General features: G+C 72.5%; 21 protein-coding genes. 5 read left to right on the top strand and 16 right to left on the bottom strand.

Annotated features, from left to right (window positions below):
- Positions 1-2 precede the first annotated feature (2 nt).
- Genes gatB through gatC form a run of 3 tightly spaced genes read right to left on the bottom strand, consistent with a single transcriptional unit; the run spans position 3 to position 3318 of the window.
- Positions 3-1502 carry an Asp-tRNA(Asn)/Glu-tRNA(Gln) amidotransferase subunit GatB gene (gene gatB, locus ABEB12_RS19800; protein WP_185060224.1) on the bottom strand — a complete coding sequence of 500 codons (1500 nt, stop codon included), beginning with the start codon at positions 1500-1502 and terminating at the stop codon, positions 3-5.
- Complete coding sequence (gatA, locus tag ABEB12_RS19795) at positions 1499-3019, bottom strand: Asp-tRNA(Asn)/Glu-tRNA(Gln) amidotransferase subunit GatA (protein WP_185060223.1); 1521 nt, start codon at positions 3017-3019, stop codon at positions 1499-1501. Before gatA ends, gatB begins: the two co-directional genes overlap by 4 nt.
- Complete coding sequence (gene gatC, locus ABEB12_RS19790) at positions 3016-3318, bottom strand: Asp-tRNA(Asn)/Glu-tRNA(Gln) amidotransferase subunit GatC (RefSeq protein ID WP_185060222.1); 303 nt, start codon at positions 3316-3318, stop codon at positions 3016-3018. The genes gatA and gatC overlap by 4 nt, the downstream gene beginning before the upstream one ends.
- 169 nt (positions 3319-3487) lie before the next feature.
- Here gatC and ABEB12_RS19785 point away from each other — a divergent pair, with 169 nt between their 5' ends.
- Positions 3488-4144 carry an ACT domain-containing protein gene (locus ABEB12_RS19785; RefSeq protein ID WP_185060221.1) on the top strand — a complete coding sequence of 219 codons (657 nt, stop codon included), beginning with the start codon at positions 3488-3490 and terminating at the stop codon, positions 4142-4144.
- Positions 4145-4620: 476 nt separating this feature from the next.
- On the opposite strand, the gene ABEB12_RS19780 is transcribed toward ABEB12_RS19785, so the two are convergent.
- From ABEB12_RS19780 to ABEB12_RS19765, 4 genes are all read right to left on the bottom strand, one after another.
- Entirely contained in the window at positions 4621-5340 is a 720-nt protein-coding gene (locus tag ABEB12_RS19780; RefSeq protein WP_185060220.1) for a 3-keto-5-aminohexanoate cleavage protein, read from the bottom strand.
- 81 nt (positions 5341-5421) lie between these two features.
- Positions 5422-7524, bottom strand: a complete 2103-nt coding sequence (gene ligA / locus ABEB12_RS19775) for an NAD-dependent DNA ligase LigA (protein WP_185060219.1) — start codon at positions 7522-7524, stop codon at positions 5422-5424.
- Positions 7521-7952 carry a YccF domain-containing protein gene (locus ABEB12_RS19770; protein WP_185060218.1) on the bottom strand — a complete coding sequence of 144 codons (432 nt, stop codon included), beginning with the start codon at positions 7950-7952 and terminating at the stop codon, positions 7521-7523. The genes ligA and ABEB12_RS19770 overlap by 4 nt, the downstream gene beginning before the upstream one ends.
- A gap of 47 nt (positions 7953-7999) precedes the next feature.
- Complete coding sequence (locus ABEB12_RS19765; protein ID WP_185060217.1) at positions 8000-9100, bottom strand: aminotransferase class V-fold PLP-dependent enzyme; 1101 nt, start codon at positions 9098-9100, stop codon at positions 8000-8002.
- Between the two features lie 87 nt (positions 9101-9187).
- On the opposite strand from ABEB12_RS19765, the gene ABEB12_RS19760 reads away from it, so the two are divergent.
- A complete protein-coding gene (locus ABEB12_RS19760) occupies positions 9188-9382 on the top strand; it encodes a hypothetical protein (protein ID WP_185060216.1) in 195 nt (64 codons plus the stop codon).
- Positions 9383-9449: 67 nt separating this feature from the next.
- On the opposite strand, the gene ABEB12_RS19755 is transcribed toward ABEB12_RS19760, so the two are convergent.
- The 8 genes from ABEB12_RS19755 to ABEB12_RS19720 form a co-directional block, all read right to left on the bottom strand.
- On the bottom strand, positions 9450-10490 hold the full coding sequence (locus tag ABEB12_RS19755; protein WP_185060215.1) for a uroporphyrinogen decarboxylase/cobalamine-independent methonine synthase family protein: 1041 nt from the start codon (positions 10488-10490) through the stop codon (positions 9450-9452).
- 36 nt (positions 10491-10526) lie between these two features.
- The gene (locus ABEB12_RS19750) at positions 10527-11246 is read right to left on the bottom strand and encodes a hypothetical protein (RefSeq protein WP_185060214.1); all 720 of its coding nucleotides are present in this window, start codon (positions 11244-11246) and stop codon (positions 10527-10529) included.
- A 93-nt stretch (positions 11247-11339) separates the two neighbouring features.
- On the bottom strand, positions 11340-12434 hold the full coding sequence (gene mnmA / locus ABEB12_RS19745; protein WP_185060213.1) for a tRNA 2-thiouridine(34) synthase MnmA: 1095 nt from the start codon (positions 12432-12434) through the stop codon (positions 11340-11342).
- Positions 12434-13654, bottom strand: coding sequence for an aminotransferase class V-fold PLP-dependent enzyme (locus tag ABEB12_RS19740; protein ID WP_185060212.1), 1221 nt, complete (start codon positions 13652-13654; stop codon positions 12434-12436). Before ABEB12_RS19740 ends, mnmA begins: the two co-directional genes overlap by 1 nt.
- Before the next feature lie 56 nt (positions 13655-13710).
- Positions 13711-14661: a 1-acyl-sn-glycerol-3-phosphate acyltransferase gene (locus ABEB12_RS19735; protein WP_185060211.1), complete on the bottom strand. Its 951-nt coding sequence runs from the start codon at positions 14659-14661 to the stop codon at positions 13711-13713.
- Positions 14658-15443: a GNAT family N-acyltransferase gene (locus tag ABEB12_RS19730; RefSeq protein WP_185060210.1), complete on the bottom strand. Its 786-nt coding sequence runs from the start codon at positions 15441-15443 to the stop codon at positions 14658-14660. The genes ABEB12_RS19735 and ABEB12_RS19730 overlap by 4 nt, the downstream gene beginning before the upstream one ends.
- A gap of 194 nt (positions 15444-15637) precedes the next feature.
- Entirely contained in the window at positions 15638-16594 is a 957-nt protein-coding gene (locus ABEB12_RS19725) for an FAD-binding protein (protein WP_185060209.1), read from the bottom strand.
- 27 nt (positions 16595-16621) lie between these two features.
- Positions 16622-17404, bottom strand: coding sequence for an electron transfer flavoprotein subunit beta/FixA family protein (locus ABEB12_RS19720; protein ID WP_185060208.1), 783 nt, complete (start codon positions 17402-17404; stop codon positions 16622-16624).
- Positions 17405-17647: 243 nt separating this feature from the next.
- On the opposite strand from ABEB12_RS19720, the gene ABEB12_RS19715 reads away from it, so the two are divergent.
- Genes ABEB12_RS19715 through ABEB12_RS19705 form a run of 3 tightly spaced genes read left to right on the top strand, consistent with a single transcriptional unit; the run spans position 17648 to position 21216 of the window.
- Positions 17648-18406 carry a methyltransferase domain-containing protein gene (locus ABEB12_RS19715; RefSeq protein WP_185060207.1) on the top strand — a complete coding sequence of 253 codons (759 nt, stop codon included), beginning with the start codon at positions 17648-17650 and terminating at the stop codon, positions 18404-18406.
- Positions 18403-19944, top strand: a complete 1542-nt coding sequence (locus ABEB12_RS19710) for a 1,4-alpha-glucan branching protein domain-containing protein (RefSeq protein WP_185060206.1) — start codon at positions 18403-18405, stop codon at positions 19942-19944. The genes ABEB12_RS19715 and ABEB12_RS19710 overlap by 4 nt, the downstream gene beginning before the upstream one ends.
- 9 nt (positions 19945-19953) lie before the next feature.
- Positions 19954-21216, top strand: coding sequence for a glycosyltransferase (locus ABEB12_RS19705; RefSeq protein ID WP_185060205.1), 1263 nt, complete (start codon positions 19954-19956; stop codon positions 21214-21216).
- Positions 21217-21464: 248 nt separating this feature from the next.
- Here ABEB12_RS19705 and ABEB12_RS19700 read toward each other — a convergent pair whose 3' ends face one another.
- Positions 21465-22223, bottom strand: a complete 759-nt coding sequence (locus ABEB12_RS19700) for an acyltransferase (RefSeq protein ID WP_185060204.1) — start codon at positions 22221-22223, stop codon at positions 21465-21467.
- Between the last annotated feature and the right edge of the window lie 4 nt (positions 22224-22227).

Here is a 22227-nt window from a genome sequence, read left to right as displayed (position 1 = left end):
TACTACGAGCAGCGTTCCAGGACCAGCTCGCGGACCCGCTTGGCGTCCGCCTGGCCCCGGGTGGCCTTCATGACCGCGCCCACGATGGCCCCGGCGGCGGCGACCTTGCCGGCGCGGATCTTCTCCGCCACATCGGGCTGGGCGGCGACCGCGTCGTCGATGGCGGAGATCAGCGCGGAGTCGTCGGACACCACCTTGAGCCCGCGCGCGGCCACCACCTGGTCCGGGTCGCCCTCGCCGGCCAGCACGCCGTCCACCGCCTGGCGGGCCAGCTTGTTGGTCAGCTCGCCGGAGGCGACCAGCTCGATCACCCGGGCCAGCTGGGCCGGGGTGATGGGCAGCTCGTCCAGCGGGATGCCCCGGTTGTTGGCCTGCTGGGTCAGGTAGGACACCCACCACGACCGGGCCTCGCCGGACGGCGCACCGGCCTCCACGGTAGCGGCGATGAGCTCCAGCGCCCCGGCGTTGATCAGGTCACGGAGCTCCTCGTCGGAAAGCGCCCACTCCGCCTGCACCCGCTTGCGCCGCTGCCACGGCATCTCGGGCAACCCGGCGCGCAGCTCCTCCACCCACTCCCGGGAGGGCTCGATGGGCACCAGGTCGGGCTCGGGGAAGTACCGGTAGTCCTCGGCGGTCTCCTTGCGCCGGCCGGCCGAGGTGGTGCCGCTGGACTCGTCGAAGTGCCGGGTCTCCTGGATCACCTTCTCCCCGGCGTCCAGCACGCCGGCCTGCCGGGTCATCTCGTAGCGGATCGCCCGCTCCACCGAACGCAGCGAGTTCACGTTCTTGGTCTCGGTGCGGGTGCCGAACTCGGTCGCTCCCTTGGGCATCAGCGAGACGTTCGCGTCGCAGCGCAGCGAACCCTGGTCCATCCGCACGTCGGAGACGCCCAGCGCGCGCAGCAGGTCGCGCAGCGCGGTCACGTAGGCCCGGGCCACCTGGGGCGCCTTCACCCCGGTGCCCTCGACCGGCTTGGTGACGATCTCGATCAGCGGCACGCCGGCCCGGTTGTAGTCCAGCAGCGAGTAGTCAGCGCCGTGGATCCGCCCGGTCGCACCGCCCACGTGCAGCGACTTGCCGGTGTCCTCCTCCATGTGCGCGCGCTCGATCTCCACCCGGATCGTCTCGCCGTCGTCCAGCTGCACGTCCAGCCAGCCGTTCACGGCGATCGGCTCGTCGTACTGGCTGGTCTGGAAGTTCTTCGGCATGTCCGGGTAGAAGTAGTTCTTCCGGGCGAACCGGCACCACGGGACGATCTCGCAGTTCAGCGCCAGGCCGATCAGGATGGCCGACCGGACGCCGTCGCCGTTGACCACCGGCAGCGAGCCGGGCAGCCCGAGGCAGGTCGGGCACACCTGGGTGTTCGGCTCCGCGCCGAACGTGGTCGGGCAGCCGCAGAACATCTTCGTCGCGGTGGACAGCTCCACGTGCACCTCGAGCCCGAGCACCGGGTCGAAGCGTTCGACGACCTCGTCGTAGTCGATGAGGGTGGGCGTGCTCATACCGAGGCCTCCAGCCCGTTCATGCGGCGGATCAGCGGACCGCCCTCGGCGGCGTCCCGGGCGGCCTCGAAGGCGGCGGCCACCCGGTACATCACCGCCTCGCCCAGTGCCGGCGCCATCACCTGCAGGCCCACCGGCAGGCCGTCGGACTCGCCCAGCCCGGACGGCACCGACATCGCCGTGTTGCCGGCCATGTTGGCCGGGATGGTGCACAGGTCGTTCAGGTACATGGCCAGCGGGTCGTCCACCTTCTCGCCGATGCGGAAAGCGGTGGTCGGCGCGGTCGGCGAGACCAGCACGTCGGCGCTCCGGAAGGCGTCGGTGAAGTCGCGGGTGATCAACGTGCGCACCTTCTGCGCCTGCCCGTAGTAGGCGTCGTAGTAACCCGAGCTCAGCGCGTACGTGCCGAGCATGATGCGGCGCTTCACCTCGTCGCCGAAGCCGGCGTCGCGGGTGGCCGCCATGACCTCCTCGGCCGACGCGCCCGCGTTCGGCAGCGTGCGCAGGCCGTAGCGCATCGCGTCGAACCGGGCCAGGTTGGAGGACACCTCGCTGGGCATCACCAGGTAGTAGGCCGGGAGCGCGTACTCGAAGTGCGGACAGCTCACCTCGACCAGCTCGGCCCCCAGCTCCTTGAGCCGGTTCAGTGCGGACTGGTAGCTGTGCAGCACGTCGGGGCTGTAACCCTCGCCGCTCAGCTCCCGGACCACGCCGACCCGCACCCCGGAGAGATCGCCGTCCGCGCCCTGGCGGGCGGCCGCCACCACCGACGGCACCGGCGCGTCGATCGAGGTGGAGTCCATCGGGTCGTGCCCGCCGATCACCTCGTGCAGCAGCGCCGCGTCCAGCACGGTGCGCGCGCACGGGCCGCCCTGGTCCAGCGAGGACGCGGCGGCCACCAGGCCGTACCGGGACACCCCGCCGTAGGTGGGTTTCACGCCGACCGTGCCGGTCACCGCCGCCGGCTGGCGGATGGAGCCGCCGGTGTCGGTGCCGATGGCCAGCGGCGCCTCGAAGGCGGCCAGCGAGGCCGAGGAACCGCCGCCGGAGCCACCCGGGATGCGCTCGGTGTCCCACGGGTTGCGGGTCGGCCCGAACGCGGAGTGCTCGGTCGAGCTGCCCATGGCGAACTCGTCCATGTTGGTCTTGCCCAGGATCGGGATGCCGGCCGCGCGCAGCCGCGCGGTCACCGTGGCGTCGTACGGCGGGCGCCAGCCGTCCAGGATGCGCGAACCGCAGGTGGTGGGCATGTCCTTGGTGGTGAACACGTCCTTGAGCGCCAGCGGCACCCCGGCCAGCGCCGACGCCGGCGCTTCCCCACCGGCCAGCGCGGCGTCCACCGCGGCGGCGGCGGCCAGCGCGGACTCGGTGCCCACGTGCAGGAAGGCGTGCACCACCTGGTCGACCTCGGCGATCCGGTCCAGGTGGGCCTGGGTGACCTCCACGGCGGAGACCTCCCGCGCGTGGATCTTCGCGGCCAGCTCGGCGGCGGTGAGCCGGGTGAGCTCGGCGCTCATGCTTCCTCCCCCAGGATCCTCGGCACCTGGAAGCGGCCCTCTTCCTGCGCGGGCGCACCGGAGAGCGCCTGCTGCTGGGTCAGCCCGGGGCGGACCTGGTCGGCCCGGAACACGTTGGTCACCGGGACCGCGTGTGAGGTGGGCTCTATGTCGTCGGCGGCTACCGTGCCGACCCGGGCCACCGCGCCGAGGATGACGTCGAGCTGACCGGCGAACCGGTCCAGCTCCTCCTCGGTGACGGCGAGCCGAGCCAGTCGAGCGAGGTGCGCGACCTCGGCCCGGGAGATGGACTCGGGCATCTCTCTCCTGCTCAGGAATGGCGTGCGAACTATGCAAGTCTAGTTCGGCACCCTACGTAACCGGTTACCACTCACTCGTGCCGCCGGAATCTCCTTCCGCGCAACACGTTCGGAACCGCCGCCTGACACAATCTGGAGGGTTTGGCGGTGTGGAGGAGGCGGTTCGGGCGTGTCGTACCTGATCCGGGTCGAGGTCCCGGACCGGCCAGGCATGCTCGGCGCGATCGCCACCGCTCTCGGCCGGGCCGGCGTGGACATCGTCGGACTGGACGTGGTGGAGCGCTCCGGCGACATCGCGGTGGACGACCTGACCGTGGAGATGCCCACCGAGCGCCCGCCGGACGTGCTGATCACCGCCGTGGAGTCGATCCCGGACGTGCACGTGGAGTCGGTCCGCCCGCATCCCGGCCGGCTGGACTCGCACCGTGAGCTGGAGCTGATCGAGGAGATCAGCTCACACCCGGACAAGGGCCTGCAGCTGTTCGTGGACGGCATCCCGCGCATCTTCCGCGCCGGGTGGGCGCTGGTGATAGTCCAGGAGGGACAGCGGGCCTGGCGGCTGGCCGAGAGCCAGGCCTCCCCGCAGACCCGGGCCGGCAGCCTGCCGTGGCTGCCCCTGTCCCGGCCGATCGTGCTCGACCCGTCCGTGCACTGGGCGCCGGAACCCTGGTACGAACTGGACACCGAGCTGGCCGCCGCACCGTTCGCCGGCCCGGACAAGGTGCTCGTGGTCGGCCGCCCCGGAGGCCCGGTCTTCCGCGCCACCGAGCTGGCCCGCCTGTCCCACCTCGGCGGCATCGTCACCACGCTGCTCGGTACCACCTGAGGCTCACCCGCCCCTCGAGCCTCTCTCCGGGCTACCTCCGAGCACGCTATGGCTCTGCGTGGAGATATGCGACATTGCGGCGCTCCCCGCGGCTGCCCTCGTGCGGGGCCAGCATCACGGAGCGCGACCGTCCGTCGGCGCCGGCAACGCCGACCGCTGGCCCAGTCCGGTCCCGACCTTGATCAAACCGGACTGCGCCGGCGCTCGGTGCTCCACACCCGGCGACCTGCCACCAGAAGACCGATCCTGACTACGCAACGTGGCGACACGCGGCCCGGCCGCTTCACCCGCGCGCCGGGTGGCGGTTCAGTCGCTGTTGATCATGGACGGCGACCACGCCAGGCGACATCGAGGCACGGAATTCCAGAAACACAAGCCATCCAGAGCCTGAGCGCCTCAAGGTCGCGTATTTCCACGCAGAGCCATAGCGTGCTCGGAGGTACCTCAGAGAGAGACGTGCGCAGGGGCGGGAAGAGTCAGACCTTGATGGCCAGAGCGGCCTTGACCAGGTCTTCGTTGCCGGTGGCCAGCCACTTGTCCGGGCGCACCAGGACGTCTTCGAAGCCGATGCGGGTGTCGATGCCCAGGCGCAGTGCGTACTCGAGCACCGGCCAGGCGCCTTCCTCCTCGCCGTGCAGCAGCACCGGGACGTCCAGGCTGCCCAGCGCGCGCAGGATGCGGATGGCCTCCGCGACGGCGGTGTCCGGGCCGCTCACCGTGGGCTCGGCGACGATCCGCACGGTGCCGTGCGGGATGCCCTGTTTGCGCAGGGTGACCGCGTCCGCGGTGGTCCACACGCCCAGCTCCAGGCCGATGCCGAGCGAGTGCGCCGCCGCGCACACCTCTCGCCAGCCGAGGTCGTGCACGTTCACCCCGACCACGTCCGGCTTGCCGGAGCCGAGCTTGCCCCACTGCATGACCGCGTCCACCCGCAGCCTCGGATCCGGCATCACCCAGCGCGCGGCCGGCACGCCGACCTCCATGTGCGGCACCTCGGCGTGGATCGCGGATACCGCGTCACCGACGTACAGCGGCTCCAGGGTCTCCAGGCCCCGGGGATCACGCGGGTGGACGTGCACCGACGTGATGCCGTACCGGGACACCGCACGGGCGTCCCTGGCCAAGTAGTACGGCGTGACCGGCAGCGCTGGGTGCGCGTCCGCCGGACGTGCGCCGTTCAGACATCCCTGAAGCACCCCATGACCTCCCCGACGTGCATACATTAACCAAGAAACTGCCCAAATGGGTGCCTCGAGGGAAGCGGCACCCGAGCGGGTTCATTCCCCGCTTGCCGACTCCCCCGAGCTGGCTAACTCACGCGCGGCGTCGGGTCCGCGCTCGAGCAATACGGTGAACCCGGAGTCGTCCAACACCGGGACGCCCAACTCCACCGCCTTGTCGTGCTTGCTGCCGGGATTATCGCCCACGACCACGAACGAGGTCTTCTTGGATACCGAACCGGCCGCGCGGCCGCCCCGGCTGGTGATCGCTTCCTTGGCCTCGTCCCTGGAGTAGGTCTCCAGCGACCCGGTGACCACGATGGACAGCCCTTCCAGGGTGCGCGGCACCGACTCGTCGCGTTCCTCGGCCAGCCGCACTCCGGCGGCCCGCCACTTGGCCACCACCTCGCGGTGCCAGTCCACGGTGAACCAGTCCCGCACGGCCGCCGCGATGGTCGGGCCGACCCCGTCCACGGACGCCATCGCCGCGCTGTCCTCCTCGCCGGCCGCCGCCTCGATCGCGTCCAGCGAGCCGAACTCCCGGGCCAGCGCCTGCGCGGCGGTGGGGCCGACGTGCCGGATGGACAGGCCGACCAGCACCCGCCACAGCGGCCGGGTCTTCACCGCCTCCAGGTTGGCCAGCAGCTTGCGCCCGTTCGCGGAAAGCTCGCCGGCCTTGGTGCGGAACAGCTCCACCCGCAGCAGGTCTTCCTCGGTCAGGCTGAAGACGTCGCCCTCGTCCTGGACCACACCGGAGGACAGCAGTGCGGCGGCCGCCTCGTAGCCCAGCACCTCGATGTCGAAGGCGCCCCGGCCGGCCACGTGGAACAGCCGCTCCCGCAGCTGCGCCGGGCAGGACCGGGCGTTCGGGCAACGCAGGTCGACGTCGCCCTCCTTCTGGTACGCCAGCTCGGTGCCGCACTCCGGGCAGTGCGTGGGCATGACGAACTCGCGCTCCTCGCCGGTGCGCACGTCCACGAGCGGCCCGAGCACCTCGGGGATCACGTCGCCGGCCTTGCGGATGGTCACCCGGTCGCCGATCAGCACGCCCTTGCGGCGCACCTCGTCGGCGTTGTGCAGGGTGGCCATGGCCACCGTCGAACCCGAGACGACCACCGGTTCCATCACCGCGAACGGGGTGACCCGGCCGGTGCGGCCCACGTTCACCTGGATGTCCAGGAGCGTGGTCGTGGCCTCCTCCGGCGGGTACTTGAACGCGATCGCCCAGCGCGGCGCCCGGGAGGTGGAGCCGAGGCGGCGCTGCAGGGCCACCTCGTCGATCTTGATGACGATCCCGTCGATCTCGTGCTCGATGTCGTGCCGGTGCTCGCCCCAGTGCTGGACGTGCTTGACGATCTCGTCCATGCCCCGGCGGATCACCGTGTGCTCGGAGACCGGCAGGCCCCAGGTGCGCAGCGCGTCGTAGGCCTGGGACTGCCGCACGGGGTTGAACCCGGCCCGCTTGCCCAGCCCGTGGCAGATCAGCCGCAGGTTGCGGCTGGCGGTGACCTTCGGGTCCTTCTGCCGCAGCGATCCGGCGGCGGTGTTGCGCGGGTTGGCGTAGACCGGCTTGCCCGCCTCGACCATGAGCGCGTTGAGCGCGGCGAAGTCCTCCAGCCGGAAGTACACCTCGCCGCGTACCTCGACCAGCTTCGGCACCGGGAACTCCTCGGTGCCGGTGAGCCGCTCGGGCACCTCGGCGAGGGTGCGCATGTTGAGCGTGACGTCCTCACCGGTGCGCCCGTCGCCACGGGTCAGCGCCCGGGTGAGCTTGCCGTCCTCGTAGAGCAGGTTCACCGCGAGACCGTCGATCTTGAGCTCACACAGGTAGTGGAGCTCGTGGCCGACCTCCTTCTCCACCCGCTCGATCCAGCCGCGCAGCTCGTCGGCGGAGAACACGTTGTCCAGGCTGAGCATGCGCTCGAGGTGGTCGTGCGCGGTGAAATCGGTGGAGAACCGCGCGACCACCCGCTGGGTCGGCGAGTCCGGGGTGACCAGCTCCGGGTGCTGCTCCTCCAGCGCGACCAGCTCGCGCCACAGCTCGTCGAACTGGCCGTCGGAGACCACCGGCGAGTCCAGCACGTAGTACCGGAACTGGTGGTCGGCGACCTCCGTGGCCAGGCGGGCGTGCCGGTCCCGGGGCTCGTCGGCTGCACTCACCGCGCCAGATTAGCCGGCACCCCCGAGAAATTCGTGGACGGCGCGTGGTGGGGTGTGCCGGCGGGCACGATGTCCTTGCCCAGCGGGACCAGGGAGATCGGGATCAGCTTCAGGTTCGCCCAGGCCAGCGGGATGCCGATGATGGTCAGCGCCAGGCCGACGGCGGTGATCAGGTGACCCAGCGCGAGCCACCAGCCGGCGACCAGGAACCAGATCACGTTCCCGATCGTGGAGAACGCGCCGGCGTGCGGCCGGTCCACCATCGTCCGGCCGAACGGCCACAGCGCGTAGTTGGCGATCCGGAAGGACGCCAGCCCGAACGGGATCGTCACGATGAGCAGGCAGCAGATGACTCCGGCGATCACGTAGCCGAGAGCCATCCAGATACCACACAGGACCAACCAGATGACGTTCAGCAAAGTGCGCATGTCATCCATGGTGCCAGCGCCCGGGCGGCCGGCGCCCGGTTAATTTCTCAGCCGATCAGCTCGTCCACGGCGGACAGCAGCGTGACCACGGAGCGCTCGCGGGCGGCGTGGCCCATCAGGCCGATCCGCCAGGCGCGGCCGGCGAACTCGCCGAGGCCGCCACCCACCTCGATGCCGTAGCGGTCCAGCAGGGCGTGCCGCAGCGGCGCCTCGTCCAGGCCGGTGGGCAGGGCGGTGGCGGTGAGCTGGGACAGCCGGTGGCCCTCCTCGGCGATCAGCCCGAACCCGCGCTTGGTCAGCCCGTCCTGCAGGCGCGCTCCGACCGAGGCGTGCCGGGCCCAGACCACCTCACGCCCCTCCTCCAGCAGCACCTGCAGCCCGGCGTGCAGCGCGTAGGCCATGGTGGCGGAGGCGGTGTGGTGGTAGCGGTGCGACGGGGCCAGGTAGTACTCGTGCAGCAGCCCCAGGTCCAGGTAGAACGAGCGCACCGGGGTGGACCGGTTGCGCATCCGCTCGACGGCGCGCGGGGACAGCGTCACCGGGGCCAGCCCGGGCGGGGCGCCGAGGCACTTCTGGCTGGCCGAGTAGCAGGCGTCGATCTTCCAGTCGTCCACCCGCAGCTCGCTGCCGCCGAGCGCGGTCACGGCGTCCACCAGCAGCAACGTGTCGGTGTCGGCCAGCGCGGAAAGCGGAGCGACGTCGTTGCGCACACCGGTGGAGGTCTCCGCCGCGACCACGGCGAGCAGCCGGGCGTCCGGGTGCGCGCGCTGGGTGCCGAGCAACACCTCCGGGTCCAGCGAACGCCCCCACGGCGCCTCCACCCGGACGACTTCGGCGCCGCCCCGGACGGCCACCTCGCAGAGCCGCTCGCCGAAGTAGCCGTTCACCCCGACGATGATCTTGTCGCCCACCTCCAGCAGGCTGGCCAGGCAGGCCTCCATGCCGGCCGAACCGGTGCCGCTGACCGGCAGGGTCAGCTCGTTGCGGGTGCCGAACACCGCGCGGAGCTGGTCGGCGATGTCCGCCATCAGGGCCAGGTACTCGGGGTCCAGGTGCCCGAGCACCGGACGGCCGAGTGCCTCGGTGGCGTCCGGGTACGGGTTGGAGGGGCCAGGCCCGAGCAGCAGTCGATCCGCGTGCGCCGTCACGGTTTCGCAGCCTACGACACCGCCGGAACGACCCACCGCAAGCTCTGATATAGCCCTGCGGGGCCACGTCGCTGCCGGATGACCGGCGTGAGCCGCACCGCGAAACCCACCACGTCCGAGCTGTTCAGCGGCTATCTCAAGCCGGACCGGGCGCACCCCGACGCGTTCGACGAGATGTTCGCCCCGGACGGCCGGGTGCGCGCGCCCATTCAGTGCCTTCAGCACGCTGATTCAGTCGGTTCTGGCGCGAGCGGGTCGGACCCGCCGGCCCAAACTGACTGAATCACCCTGCCAAAGTCACTGAATCACCGTGCTGGACCGACTGAATCACCGTGCTGAAGGCACTGAATCAGGTTGGGGTGGGGGACGCCCAGGACTCGGGTGGGTCTACGAAGGCGTTGCCGAGGTCGCGGGCCAGGGTCATGGCGCGGCGGGCCCAGTCGGGGGTGGCGCCGGCCAGGCCGCAGGTGGGGGTGGGCACCACCAGCTCGGCCAGGCGGGAGCGGGTGAAACCGATCTGGTCGGCCAGGTCGTACGCGGGGCGGGCCAGGTCGCGCAGGGCCGGCTCACGCCGGCCGGCGGGGAGCGAAGAGGGCACCAGGCCGAGGAGCAGGGGCGTGCCGGCGTCCCAGGCCTCGCCGACCGCGTCCAGTGCGGCGGTGTGCGAGCCGAGGAGCCCGGCGTCCAGCGCGAGCGCCCCGGCGCCGGCGGCGCGGAGCAGCCCGATCGGCGCCTTGGGCGCGCAGCAGTGCACGATCACCGGCTCGGGCAGCGCCTCGATCACCGTGCGCAGCAGCGCCTCGGCGTCCGGTTCGGGTACGGCGGACACGGTGCCGAACCCGGACGGCGTGGGCAGCGAGCCCGCCAGCACCGCGGGCAGGCTCGGCTCGTCCAGCTGGACCACCACCCGGGCCCCGGTGCGCGTGGCGACCTCGGCGACGTGCCCGGCCAGGCCCTCGGCCAGGCTGGCGGCGAACTCGCGGCGGGCGCCCCGGTCGGTGAGCACCCGGTGACCGGTGCGCAGCTCCACCCCGGCGGTGAGCGTCCACGGGCCGGCGGCCTGCACCTTCACCCAGGCCGGGCGGGTGGCGTCCAACGCCTCGTCCAGGGCGTCCAGGTCGGTGCGCAGCAGGTCCACCCCGCGCCGGTGCTCCCGGCCGGGCCGGGCGGTGATCCGGTAGCCGGACGGCACCACCTCGGTGGCCAGGTCGACCAGCAGCGCCGCCGTGCGCCCGATCAGGTCGGCGCCGACTCCCCGGGCCGGCAGCTCGGGCAGGTGGGGCAGCCGGGGCAGCTCGCCGGCCACGGTGCGGGCCGCCTCGAGCGGGTCGGTGCCGGGCAGCGAACCGATGCCGGTCGCGCAGCCCGGCGGCCAGTACTGGGTAGTCACAGGGGGCTGTCTACCAGTAGGTGGCTGGCGGTCCGGTCAGCCGGGCCGCCCGAGAGCGATCTCGGTGTGCCTGAGCACGGTGGACACCCCGCCCCGCCAGTAGTAGCCGACCGGGCGGCCGGCGGTATCCGCGGACAACCCGATCGTGCCGGTGCCCAGCCCGTCGTCGGATTTCTCCCGGGAGTCCTCGGCATGGGGGGAGGTGGTCGAGTCGGCCGCCTTCACCAGCCACTCGCCCGGGCGGTTCGGGTTGGCCACCGGGGTCTCCAGCACGACCAGCACGTGGCCGGTGTTGCGGGACTTCACCTCGGCCGGCCTGAGCCAGGCGATCACGTCACCGGGCCGCAGCTCGGGCACCGTGCCGACCGGCTCCCAGGGTCCCCCGGCGGTGCCGGCGGCCACCGCGCGGAAGTGGCGTACGAAGTCGGCGGCCAGCGGCCGGGTCGACCTGGTGACCGGCAGAGCGTCCAGGTTGGCCGGGCGGGAGTGCGCCAGGGCGTAGTCCACGAAGCCGGAGCAGTCGAAGTAGTACCCACCTTCCCGGGCGGCCACCGCGGTCCGGTGCTGGTAGCCGGTGTCGCGCATTTCCACCAGCTCACGGCGCACCTCGGCCAGCAACGCCGTGCGGCCGGCATCGGGCGACGCGGCGACGACCGCGCTGATCCCGGGCGGCCGCTCCCGGGCCGCGGTTATCCCGACCACCAGCACGGCGAGCACCGCGACCACCGCCCACAACCCCACTGCCCTACGGGACATCGGCTCCCCCTCGACCGTTCGACGAGTTCAGCCTGATCGGCGCCGCCGGGGAAATCGACCGTGCAGGCCCCAGTCCTGGACGTAGGGCAGTCCCTAACCGGAGCTCACCGGGGCGTCGGTGGCCCGGATGGTGGCCGAGCCGAGCACGATGTCCCCGCTGTCGTCCGGGCGGTACAGCGCGACCGCCTGGCCGGGGGCCACCCCGCGCAGCGGCGCGCGCAGCGACACCCGCAGCTCGTCGCCGTCCAGCTGGGCGACCGCATCGGCCAGCCCGCTGTGCGCGCGCACCTGGGCCACGCACTCCACCGGCCCGTCCGGGGCACGACCGGACGCCCACACCGGGCGCTCGCCGACGATCTCCCGCACGTCCAACAGATCCGCCGGGCCGACCCGCACCGTGCCACTCACCGGCTCGATGGCCAGCACGTAGCGGGGCCGGCCGTCCGGCGCCGGCCGGTGCACGCCGAGGCCCTTGCGCTGCCCGACGGTGAACCCGTGCACCCCGGCGTGCTCGCCGAGCACCTCGCCGCTGGCCGCGTCCACCAGCTGGCCGGGCCGCTCGCCCAGCCGCTCGGCCAGGAACCCGGCGGTGTCGCCGGTGGGGATGAAGCAGATGTCGTGGCTGTCCGGCTTGCTCGCCACGGAAAGACCCCGCTGGGCGGCCTCCGCCCGGATCGCCGGCTTCGGCGTGTCGCCGACCGGGAACATCGCGTGCGCCAACTGCTCGGCCGTCAGCACGGACAGCACGTAGGACTGGTCCTTCTCCGGGTCCACCGCGCGCCGGAGCACACCGTGCTCGAGGCGGGCGTAGTGGCCGGTGCACACCGCGTCGAAGCCCAGCGCCAGCGCCTTGTCCAGCAGCGCGGAGAACTTGATCTTCTCGTTGCACCGCAGGCAGGGGTTCGGGGTGCGGCCGGCCGCGTAGTCCTCGACGAACTGGTCCACCACGTCCTCGGCGAACCGGCCGGCGAAGTCCCACACGTAGAACGGGATGCCCAGCACGTCGGCCGCGCGGCGGGCGTCTCCGGCGTCCTCCTTCGAACAACAACCCCGCGACCCGGAGCGCAGCGCGTCCGGGGTCTCGGCCAGCGCCAGGTGCACGCCCGTGACGTCGTGCCCGGCGGCAACCGCGCGCGCGGCCGCCACCGCCGAGTCCACCCCGCCGCTCATCGCGGCCAACACGCGCATCAGCGGCCGCCGGCCGGTACGGCCCGCCGCGCGCCGGCATGGCCAGCCCGCCGCGCCCGCTCCACCACCGGGCCGATGGCCGCCAGCACCGCGTCCACGTCGCCCGGCACCGACGTGTGGCCGAGGGAGAACCGCAGCGAACCGCGGGCCATGGCCTCGTCGGCGCCCATGGCCAGCAGCACATGGCTGGGCCGGGCGACCCCGGCGGTACAGGCCGAACCGGTGGAGCACTCGATCCCGTTGGCGTCCATCAACATGATCAGGCTGTCCCCCTCGCAACCGGGGAAGGACAGGTGCGCGTTGCCGGGCAGCCGGCTCGGCCCGCCGGCCAGCGGGTACGTCCCCGGGTCACCGTTGTAGATCGCATCCGGCACCTGCTCCCGCACCCCGGCGACCAGCCGGTCGCGCATGCCGGCCAGCGCCGCGGCGCGCGCCGGCGCTTCGGCGACCGCGTGCTCGACCGCCACGGCCAGCGCGACCACCGCCGGCCCGTTCAACGTGCCGGACCGCACGTCCCGCTCCTGGCCGCCGCCGTGCAACAGCGGCGTGCACGCCGCGTCCCGGCGCAGCAGCAGCGCACCCTGCCCGTAGGGGCCGCCGAGCTTGTGCCCGGTGAGGGTGAGCGCGTCGGCGCCGCTGGCGGCGAAGTCCACCGGCAGGATGCCCACCGCCTGCACCGCGTCGGTGTGCAGCGGCACGCCGAACTCGTGCGCGACGGCGGCCAGCTCGGCGATGTCGTTGACCGTGCCGACCTCGTTGTTCGCCCACATCACGCTGACCACGGCGGCCCGTTCGGGGTCCGTGGAGAGTGCCGCGCGCAACGTCTCCGGGCGCACCCGGCCGTGCCCGTCCACCGGCAGCGGCACCAGCTCGGCGCCCTCGTGCGCGGCCAGCCACTCGGCGGTGTCCAGCACCGCGTGGTGCTCGACGGCCGAGACCAGCACCCGGACGCGGCGCGGGTCGGCGTCCCGGCGCGCCCAGTAGAAGCCCTTCACCGCGAGGTTGTCCCCCTCGGTGCCGCCACTGGTGAAGATCACCTCCGACGGGCGCGCGCCGACCGCCTCGGCGATCGTCTCCCGGGACTCCTCCACCGCGCGGCGGGCGTGGCGTCCGGAGGCGTGCAGCGAGGAGGCGTTGCCGGTGCGCGACAGCGCCTCACACATCGCGGTCACCGCGCGATCCAGCATGGGCGTGGTGGCGGCGTGGTCCAGGTACGTCATAGCGGCTTCCAGGTTAGTCGCCGAAGTCGACTACGGCCGCACCGCCGTGATCCGGCTCAGGCGGCCACCCGCAACCGGCGCCGGTGCCGCCGGGGAACCACCGGCGCCGGCGGGGCGGGTGCCCCGGTGGCCTCGGCCAGCACCAGCTCCGCACGGCGGGCCAGCTCGCGGCGGTCGGTCTCCGGCCCGGTCTCCAGCACCGGCAGCACCTCGACCTCGAGCACCAGCTCGGGCAGCCGCGCGACCCTCACCAGCGAGGCGCACAGCGTGTCGTCCCCGATGAACGAGCCCACGCTGGTCGGCGTGCCGTCCGGCAGCCGCATGCGCAGCGCCACCGGGCGGACCGGCACCCCGGCGTCCAGCGCCGCCTGGAACCCGGCCCGGCGGAACACGCCGAACGCGGCGCCGCACCAGGTGGTGCCCTCCGGGAACAGCCCGACCACCCCGCCGTCGGCCAGCGCGGCCGAGGCCCCCGCGACCACGGTGGGCAGCGAGCGCAGCTCCGAGCGGTCCACGAACAGGGTGCCGAACCGGGCGATCAGGCCGCCGATGACCGGCCACTCCCGGATCTCCGTCTTGGCGATGATGCGCAGCGGCTGCACCGTGGAAAGGCCCAGCACGTCGATCCAGGAGAGGTGGTTGGCCACCACCAGCACGCCGCCGTCCAGGCCCGCGTCGAACCGGGCGGCACCGGAGTGCACCAGCCGCACGCCCATCGCCCCGGTCATCGCGGTGAACACCCGGCGCTGGGCCCAGGCCCGCTGGCCCGTGCTGAGCACCGGCAGCAGGAGCGCCAGCCCGGCGGAGCAGACGAACCAGAACACCGTCCCGGTGACCCGCGCGGCAACCCGCGCCCGGGAAACCCTGGGCAGGCTCCCCTCGGCCGGCAGGCAGTCCGGGGTACAGGGCGAGAACGGCGCCCAGGAGTGCCCCTCGCGCCGCAGGGCCGACGGCGGCCGGGGATGGTCCGTCGCCCCGCCGGGGATGGTCAGCAGCGTGTTGGTCACGACTCGCCGCCGAGGAAGAACTTCAGGTAGCGGGGGTCGATCCGCTCCAGCGGGAGCAGGATCAGCAGGTCCGCGACGCCGAACTCGGGGTCGTGCGCCGGCGGGCCGCACACCCAGGCGCCCAGCCGCAGGTAGCCACGCAGCAGCGGCGGGACGACGGCCCGCTCCGGGCGCGGCGCGGACTCGAAGTCCCAGGGGTGCAGCGGGTTCACCCGCAGGTCCTCGGGCGAGTAGTTCTTGGCCCGCACGGTCTCCCACACGCCCCGGGCGAACGCGCCGCCGTCGGCCAGCGGGATGCTGGCGCAGCCGGTGAGGTGGTTGTGCCCGGTGAGCAGCAGATAACGGGCGATCCCGGCCCAGACCAGGCCGATCACGGCGCCGTTGCGGTGGTCCGGGTGCACGCAGGACCGGCCGGCCTCCACCAGGGAGGGCCGCAGGTGGTCGAACGCGGACATGCCGAACTCGGTCTCCGAGTAGTAGCCGCCGGCCTCGACCGCCCGCTCCGGCGGCAGCATCCGGTAGGTGCCGACGATCTCGCCGGTGTCGTCCGCGCGGACCACCAGGTGGTCGCAGTACTCGTCGAACCGGTCGGTGTCGAGCCCGTTCTCCGGGTCGCTGAGGGTGGCGCCGAGCTCGCCGGCGAAAATCTGGTAGCGCAGCCGCTGGGCGGCCCGGACCTCCTCGTCGTTGCGGGTCAACAGCAGCGAGTAGCGGGTCTGCGGGGCAGCCGAGCCGGCCTGGCCGGCCGGCGGGGTGGAAACCAGCAGCTGCGACTGAGTCATACCCGCAGGTGTACGCGCCCGATGGAACGAGATTTCACACCCGCACTGACCGACCGATGGCAAACCGGTGAACGCTCTCAGCCGCACACACGAAAGGGGCCGACGCACCCGGCGCCGGCCCCCTTTCGTGACTTACTGCCTAGTATCTCCCGCGCGCGCCGAACTGGGCGCGCGCTCGGCAAGCGCGTACCGCGCTAGCTCTTGCGCTTGGTGACCGCCTCGGTGAGCTGCGGGGCCACCTTGAACAGGTCGCCCACCACGCCGTAGTCGGCGATCTCGAAGATCGGCGCCTCGGCGTCCTTGTTCACCGCGATGATGGTCTTCGAGGTCTGCATGCCGGCCCGGTGCTGGATGGCCCCGGAGATGCCCAGCGCGATGTACAGCTGCGGAGACACCGTCTTGCCGGTCTGCCCGACCTGGAACTGGTTCGGGTAGTAGCCCGAGTCGACCGCCGCGCGGGACGCGCCGACGGCGGCGCCCAGCGAGTCGGCCAGCGCCTCGACCACGGCGAAGTTGTCCGCCGAGCCGACACCGCGACCACCGGAGACCACCACGGAGGCCTCGGTGAGCTCCGGGCGGTCGCCGCCCACGATCGGCTCCCGGCTCACCACGGTGGCCTGCCGGCCGCCCAGCTCGGGGACGTCGACGGACTGCTCGGTGCCGGCCCCTTCGGCCTGCTCCGCGTCCACCGCGCCGGGCCGGACGACGATCACCGGGTGCTCGGTGTTGGACTTGGCCTTGACCACGAACGCGCCACCGAAGATGGAGTGCGTAGCGGTGCCGTCCGAGCCAACCTCGACCACGTCGGCCAGCAGCGCGGAGTTGGTGCGCACGGCCAGCCGGCCGGCGATCTCCTTGCCGTCCGCGCTGCCGCTGACCAGCACCGCGGCCGGCGAGGCCGACCCGATCAGCGCCTCCAGCACCGCCACCTGGGCGACCCCGACGTGCTTGTCCACCGCGTCGGACTCGGCCACGTAGATCTTGGCCGCGCCGTACGCCTTGAGGGCGTCGGCCAGCTTGCTCGCCGTGCCGGGCGCACCGGCGACGACGGCCGAGGGCTCGCCGATCGCACGCGCGACGGTGAGCAGCTCGTAGGTGGTCTTCTTGATCTCGCCGTCCGCATGGTCGACGAGGACCAGAACCTCACTCATGTCCTCAATCTCCTCTCGTCGACCGAATCAGATGATCTTCTGCGCGACCAGGTAGGCAGCGATCTTGTCGCCGCCGTCGCCCTCGTCCTCGACCTTCTCGCCGGCGGCCTTCGGGGGCTTCGGCGAGGCCTCGGCCACCGAGCTGAGCGCGTTGGCCAGGCCGACCTCGCTCGCGTCGATGCCCGCGTCGGCCAGGGTGATCGTCTGCACCGGCTTCTTCTTCGCGGCCATGATGCCCTTGAAGGACGGGTAGCGCGGCTCGTTGATCTTCTCGCCGACGCTGACCAGCGCGGGCAGTTCGGCGGTGAGCTTGGTGATGCCCTCGTCGGTGCCCCGGGTGACGTTCACCGTGGTGCCCTCGACGGTCAGCTCCTGGGCGTGGGTGAGCGCGGGCACGCCGAGCACGTCGGCCACCATCGCGGGCACCGCGCCGATGCTGCCGTCGCTGGCCACGTTGCCGGCGAGCACCAGGTCGTAGCCGTCCACGGTGCCGATCACCTTGGCCAGCGCCTTGGCGGTCTGCACCGCGTCGGAACCGTGCATGCCCTCGTCGGACAGGTGGATCGCCTTGTCCGCGCCCATGGACAGCGCCTTGCGGATCGCCTCGGTGGCACGGTCGGGGCCGACGCACACGACGGTGACCTCGCCGCCCTGCGCCTCTTTCAGCTGCAACGCGGCCTCGACGGAGCGCTCGTTGATCTCGTCGATCACGGCGTCCGTGGATTCCCGGTCGAGCGTGTGGTCAGAATCGGCCAGCGTGCGCTCGGAGTTGTAATCCGGCACCTGCTTGACCAGCACGACTATGTTCATCGGTCCCCTTCGACCTCCTGTCTGCCATTTGATATTTCAAGCGGTGCGCCGACCTTACGCGGGAACACGCGAGTCAGGCACCCCGCCTCTCCGTGGCAAGAGCCACTTTTGAAAACGCCACGTCAGCGGAACTTGCATTCATAGTTGCGGACCTGGCCACGCACTGACATACCTCGACCGGTGATCCTTCTCACCGGAGGCCGTGAGCCTCCTCACCGATGCTGAGACGTTTAGAGTCGGACGATGCAACCAGAGGCCTCGACGCTGCCGCTGACCGGTGAGCGCACCGTGCCCGACATCCCGGAGGAGAACTACTGGTTCCGCCGGCACGAGGCCGCCTACCTGCGGCTGGTCGACCTGGTGCGGCCCGGCGCGGTGGTGCTGGAGGCCGGCTGCGGCGAGGGTTACGGCGCCGCGCTGCTGGCCTCTCACGGCGGCTTCGTGGTCGGCCTGGACTACGACGAGGTGACCACCGCGCACGTCGCCGTGCGCTATCCGTCGGTGCGTGTGCTGCGCGGCAACCTGGCCAGCCTGCCGCTGGCCGACGCCTCGGTCGACGTGGTGGCGAACCTGCAGGTCATCGAGCACCTCTGGGACCAGGAGGGTTTCCTGCTGGAGTGCTACCGGGTGCTGCGCCCCGGGGGCCTGCTGCTGGTCACCACGCCCAACCGGATCACCTTCTCCCCTGGCCGGGACACCCCGCTGAACCCGTTCCACACCCGCGAGCTGTCCGGCGCCGAGCTGGCGTCGCTGCTGGTCGACGCCGGTTTCGCGGTGCGCGAGCTGCTCGGGCTGCACCACGGGCCGGCGTTGCGTGCCTTGGATGCCGCGCACGGCGGCTCGCTGATCGACGCCCAGGTGGCGGTGGCAGTGGCCGGGGACGACTGGCCGGACCGCCTGCGCGCGGACGTGGCCGGCGTGGCGGCGGCCGACTTCGACCTGCACGGCGAGCGCCTGGACGACAGCCTGGACCTGGTCGCGGTGGCGGAGCGGCCTTCGTGAGGGCGCCCGTCGGCACCTTCTGCCTGGTGCTGCACAGCCACCTGCCGTGGCTGGCCCGGCACGGCGCCTGGCCGGTCGGCGAGGAGTGGCTCTACCAGGCGTGGGCCGGTTCCTACCTGCCGGTGCTGGACGTGGTGCGCCGGCTGGCCGCCGAGGGACGCACCGAGCTGCTCACCCTGGGCGTGACTCCGGTGCTGGCCGCCCAGCTGGACGACCCGTACTGCCTGCGCGGCATGCACGACTGGCTGGGCGGGTGGCAGCTGCGCGCGCACGAGGCGGCGCTGCTGCCCGAACCCGCGCTGTCGTCGTTGGGCGCGGACGAGCACCGGCGGTCGGCGGCCGCGCTGGCCGAGTTCGAGTCCCGCTGGCGGCACGGTGCCTCCCCGGTGCTCCGGCCGCTGCTGGACGCCGGCGCGTTCGAGCTGCTCGGCGGGCCGGCCACGCACCCGTTCCAGCCGCTGCTGGAGCCGGAGGTGCGGGACTTCGCGCTGCGCGCCGGGCTGACCGACACCGCGCGGCGGCTCGGCCACCGGCCGGCCGGGATCTGGGCGCCGGAGTGCGGCTACGCGCCCGGCATGGAGCACGGCTACGCGGCCGCCGGCGTGGACCGGTTCCTGGTGGACGGCCCGGCACTGCGCGGGGAGACCGCGTTCGCCCGCACGGTCGGCGACAGCGACGTGGTGTGCTTCGGGCGGGACCTGGACGTGACCTACCGGGTGTGGTCGCCGAAGGCCGGCTACCCCGGTCACCGGGACTACCGCGACTTCCACACCTACGACCACCGGACCGGCCTGAAGCCGGCCAGGGTCACCGGGCGCGCCGTGCCACCGGACCAGAAGCAGCCCTACGACCCCGACCGGGCCGCGCTCACGGTGCGCAAGCACGCCGACGACTTCGTGCGCGTGGTGCGCGAACGGCTGGACTCGCTCGCCGCCCGGCACGGCCGGCCCGCGCTGGTGGTGGCCGCGTACGACACCGAGCTGTTCGGGCACTGGTGGTACGAGGGGCCGGCCTGGCTGGAGCGGGTGCTGCGGTCACTGCCGGATGCCGGTGTTCGGGTGTCCACACTGGGCGGCGCGCTGGACGCCGGGCTGCTCGGCGGGCCGGTGGAGCTGCCGGCGTCATCGTGGGGTTCCGGCAAGGACTGGCGGGTGTGGGACGGCGCGCTGGTCGAGGACCTAGTGGAGCTGGGCAGGAAAGTGCAGCGCTGCCTGTTGCTGGCCGCCGAGGCGCCCCGGGGGGTGGGTCGTCACGAGGTTCTCGACGGCATGGCCCGCCAGGCGCTGCTCGCGTTGTCCAGCGACTGGGCGTTCATGGTCAGCAAGGCGTCGGCCGCCGACTACGCGCGCGCCCGCGCGGACCATCACGCACAGCATGTGATGGAGATCTCACAGTTGATCGAGGACGGGCGCTGGGCGGCGGCAGCCCAGGTGGTGGCGGCCCTGAACGGGCGGGACACCCTGTTCGGCCAACTGGACTCCCGGCATCTGGCCCACTCCTCCGACCACATCGGCGGTTTCGTGCATACCGGCCGGTAAGTTGCTGCCATGCGTGTGCTGATCGTGTCATGGGAGTACCCACCGGTCGTGGTCGGCGGCCTCGGCCGGCACGTGCACGCACTGGCCCGGCGGCTGGCCGCGACCGGTCACGACGTGCGGGTGCTCTCCCGCCAGCCGAACGGCACCGACGCCACCACCCACCCCACGTTGGACGAGACCGTGGACGGGGTCCGGGTGCTGCGGGTGGCCGAGGACCCGGCACACCTGGAGTTCGACCGGGACATGGTGGCCTGGACGCTGGGCATGAACCACGGCCTGCTGCGCGCCGCCCCGGTCTGGCTGGACGGCTGGCGGCCGGACGTGGTGCACGCGCACGACTGGCTGGTCGCGCACGCGGCGATCGGCGTCGCGGACCTGCTGCGGGTGCCGCTGGTGGCCACCGTGCACGCCACCGAGGCCGGCCGCCACTCCGGCTGGCTGACCAGCGTGATCAGCCAGCAGGTGCACTCGGTGGAGTGGTGGCTGGCCCAGCGCGCGGACGCACTGATCACCTGTTCCGAGGCGATGCGGCGTGAGGTCTCCGAACTGTTCGACCTGGACCCGGCGGACATCCACGTGCTGCACAACGGCATCGAGCCGCGCCGCTGGCGGGTGGAGCGCGCCGAGGTGGACGCGGTGCGCACCCGCTACGCCCCGGACGGTTCGGCGCTGCTGCTGTACTTCGGCCGGCTGGAGTACGAGAAGGGCGTGCAGGACCTGATCGCCGCCCTGCCCCGGATCCGCCGCACCCACCCGGGCACCCGGCTGCTGGTCGCCGGGGACGGCACGCACGCCGACTTCCTGGCTTCCCGGGCCCGCACCCATCGCGTGCGCCGCGCGGTGCACCTGCTCGGGCACCTGCCGGACCGTGCGCTGGCCGCCACCCTGGCCGCCGTGAACGCGGTGGTGCTGCCCTCGCGCTACGAGCCGTTCGGGATGGTCGCGCTGGAGACGGCGGCCGCCGAGACGCCGCTGGTCGCGTCCACCGCCGGCGGGCTGGGCGAGGTGGTGCGCGACCGGATCACCGGCCTGTCCTTCGCCCCCGGTGACGTGGCCGGCATCGCCGAAGCGGTCCGTACCGTCCTGGACGACCCGGCGGCGGCCGCCGCCCGCGCCCGCACGGCCCACGCCCGCCTGCGCACCGACTTCGACTGGTCCCGCATAACCGAGGCGACGGTAGCGGTCTACACCGCCACCCGCCCCCGCCCCCGCGACCCCATCGGCAAACCCAAGATCCCCACCGGCAACGCCTTCGGCCCCGACCCCCGCTAACCCACCCCCACCCCCAGCCTTCGCACACACGGCGAGTCGGGCTTTCAGGTACGGCGAGTCGGGGATCTGGGTACGGCGAGTCGGGCTTTCGTGCTCGGGTGTGTCGGGGATCCAGGTACGACGAGTCGGGCTTTCGTGCCCGGTGTGTCGGGGATCTAGGTACGGCGAGTCGGGCTTTCAGGTACGGCGAGTCGACGTTCTCGGCACACCGAGTCGGCGTTCTCCGGCGAGTGGGAGCCCGGTCGGCGTCAGGTCGGGTCGGGCAGGGACTCCTGGACCGCGCGGGCGGTCTTGCGGGCGATGTCGGCCAGCGCCGCACGGTGCTCGGCCGACGCTTCGTAGTCGTCGCGCCGGTTGCGTACCACCCGCGCCGGCGAGCCCACCGCGATGGAGAAGTCCGGGATCTCCCCGCGCGCCACGGCGTGCGACCCGAGCACGCAGCCCCGACCGACCCGGGTGCCGCGCAGCACGGAGACCTTGACGCCGATCCAGCAGTCCGGGCCGATGCGCACGGGAGTCTTGGCGATGCCCTGGTCCTTGATCGGCAGGTTGATGTCCGAGATGACGTGGTCGAAGTCGCAGATGTAGACCCAGTCGGCGACCAGCGTGGCCGCGCCCAGCTCGATGTCCAGGTAGCAGTTGATCGTGTTGTCCTTGCCCATCACGACCTTGTCACCGATGCGCAGGGAGCCTTCGTGGCAACGCAGTGAGTTGCCGTCGCCGATGTGCACCCACCGGCCGATCTCCAGCCGGCCGTAGCCGGGGCGCGCGTGCAGCTCCACGTTCTTGCCCAGGAAGACCATGCCGTGCAGCAGCACGTGCGGGTTGACCAGCCGGAACCTCAGCAGACGCGCGTAGCGCACCAGGTACCAGGGCGTCCAGGCGCGGTTGCGGATCACCCAGCGCAGCGACGCCAGGGTGAGAAACTTGGCCTGGCGGGGGTCCCGTCGCATGCGCCACCAGGCCGACCAACGGGTCCGCACCGGCGCGCCCCACATGCTCGTCACGGCC

The sequence above is a fragment of the Actinospineispora eucalypti genome (assembly GCF_039543365.1).
Taxonomy (GTDB): domain Bacteria; phylum Actinomycetota; class Actinomycetes; order Mycobacteriales; family Pseudonocardiaceae; genus Pseudonocardia; species Pseudonocardia eucalypti.
The sequence above is the reverse complement of the archived record's forward strand: the minus strand, read 5'-3'. Positions and strand labels throughout refer to the sequence as shown.

Bases quoted from the DNA above. Each gene is read 5' to 3' on its own strand.
- gatB (WP_185060224.1), bottom strand. From the start codon at position 1,502: ATGAGCACGCCCACCCTCATCGACTACGACGAGGTCGTCGAACGCTTC.
- gatA (WP_185060223.1), bottom strand. From the start codon at position 3,019: ATGAGCGCCGAGCTCACCCGGCTCACCGCCGCCGAGCTGGCCGCGAAG.
- gatC (WP_185060222.1), bottom strand. From the start codon at position 3,318: ATGCCCGAGTCCATCTCCCGGGCCGAGGTCGCGCACCTCGCTCGACTG.
- ABEB12_RS19770 (WP_185060218.1), bottom strand. From the start codon at position 7,952: ATGCGCACTTTGCTGAACGTCATCTGGTTGGTCCTGTGTGGTATCTGG.
- ABEB12_RS19750 (WP_185060214.1), bottom strand. From the start codon at position 11,246: ATGTCCCGTAGGGCAGTGGGGTTGTGGGCGGTGGTCGCGGTGCTCGCC.
- mnmA (WP_185060213.1), bottom strand. From the start codon at position 12,434: ATGCGCGTGTTGGCCGCGATGAGCGGCGGGGTGGACTCGGCGGTGGCG.
- ABEB12_RS19740 (WP_185060212.1), bottom strand. From the start codon at position 13,654: ATGACGTACCTGGACCACGCCGCCACCACGCCCATGCTGGATCGCGCG.
- ABEB12_RS19730 (WP_185060210.1), bottom strand. From the start codon at position 15,443: ATGACTCAGTCGCAGCTGCTGGTTTCCACCCCGCCGGCCGGCCAGGCC.
- ABEB12_RS19725 (WP_185060209.1), bottom strand. From the start codon at position 16,594: ATGAGTGAGGTTCTGGTCCTCGTCGACCATGCGGACGGCGAGATCAAG.
- ABEB12_RS19720 (WP_185060208.1), bottom strand. From the start codon at position 17,404: ATGAACATAGTCGTGCTGGTCAAGCAGGTGCCGGATTACAACTCCGAG.
- ABEB12_RS19715 (WP_185060207.1), top strand. From the start codon at position 17,648: ATGCAACCAGAGGCCTCGACGCTGCCGCTGACCGGTGAGCGCACCGTG.
- ABEB12_RS19705 (WP_185060205.1), top strand. From the start codon at position 19,954: ATGCGTGTGCTGATCGTGTCATGGGAGTACCCACCGGTCGTGGTCGGC.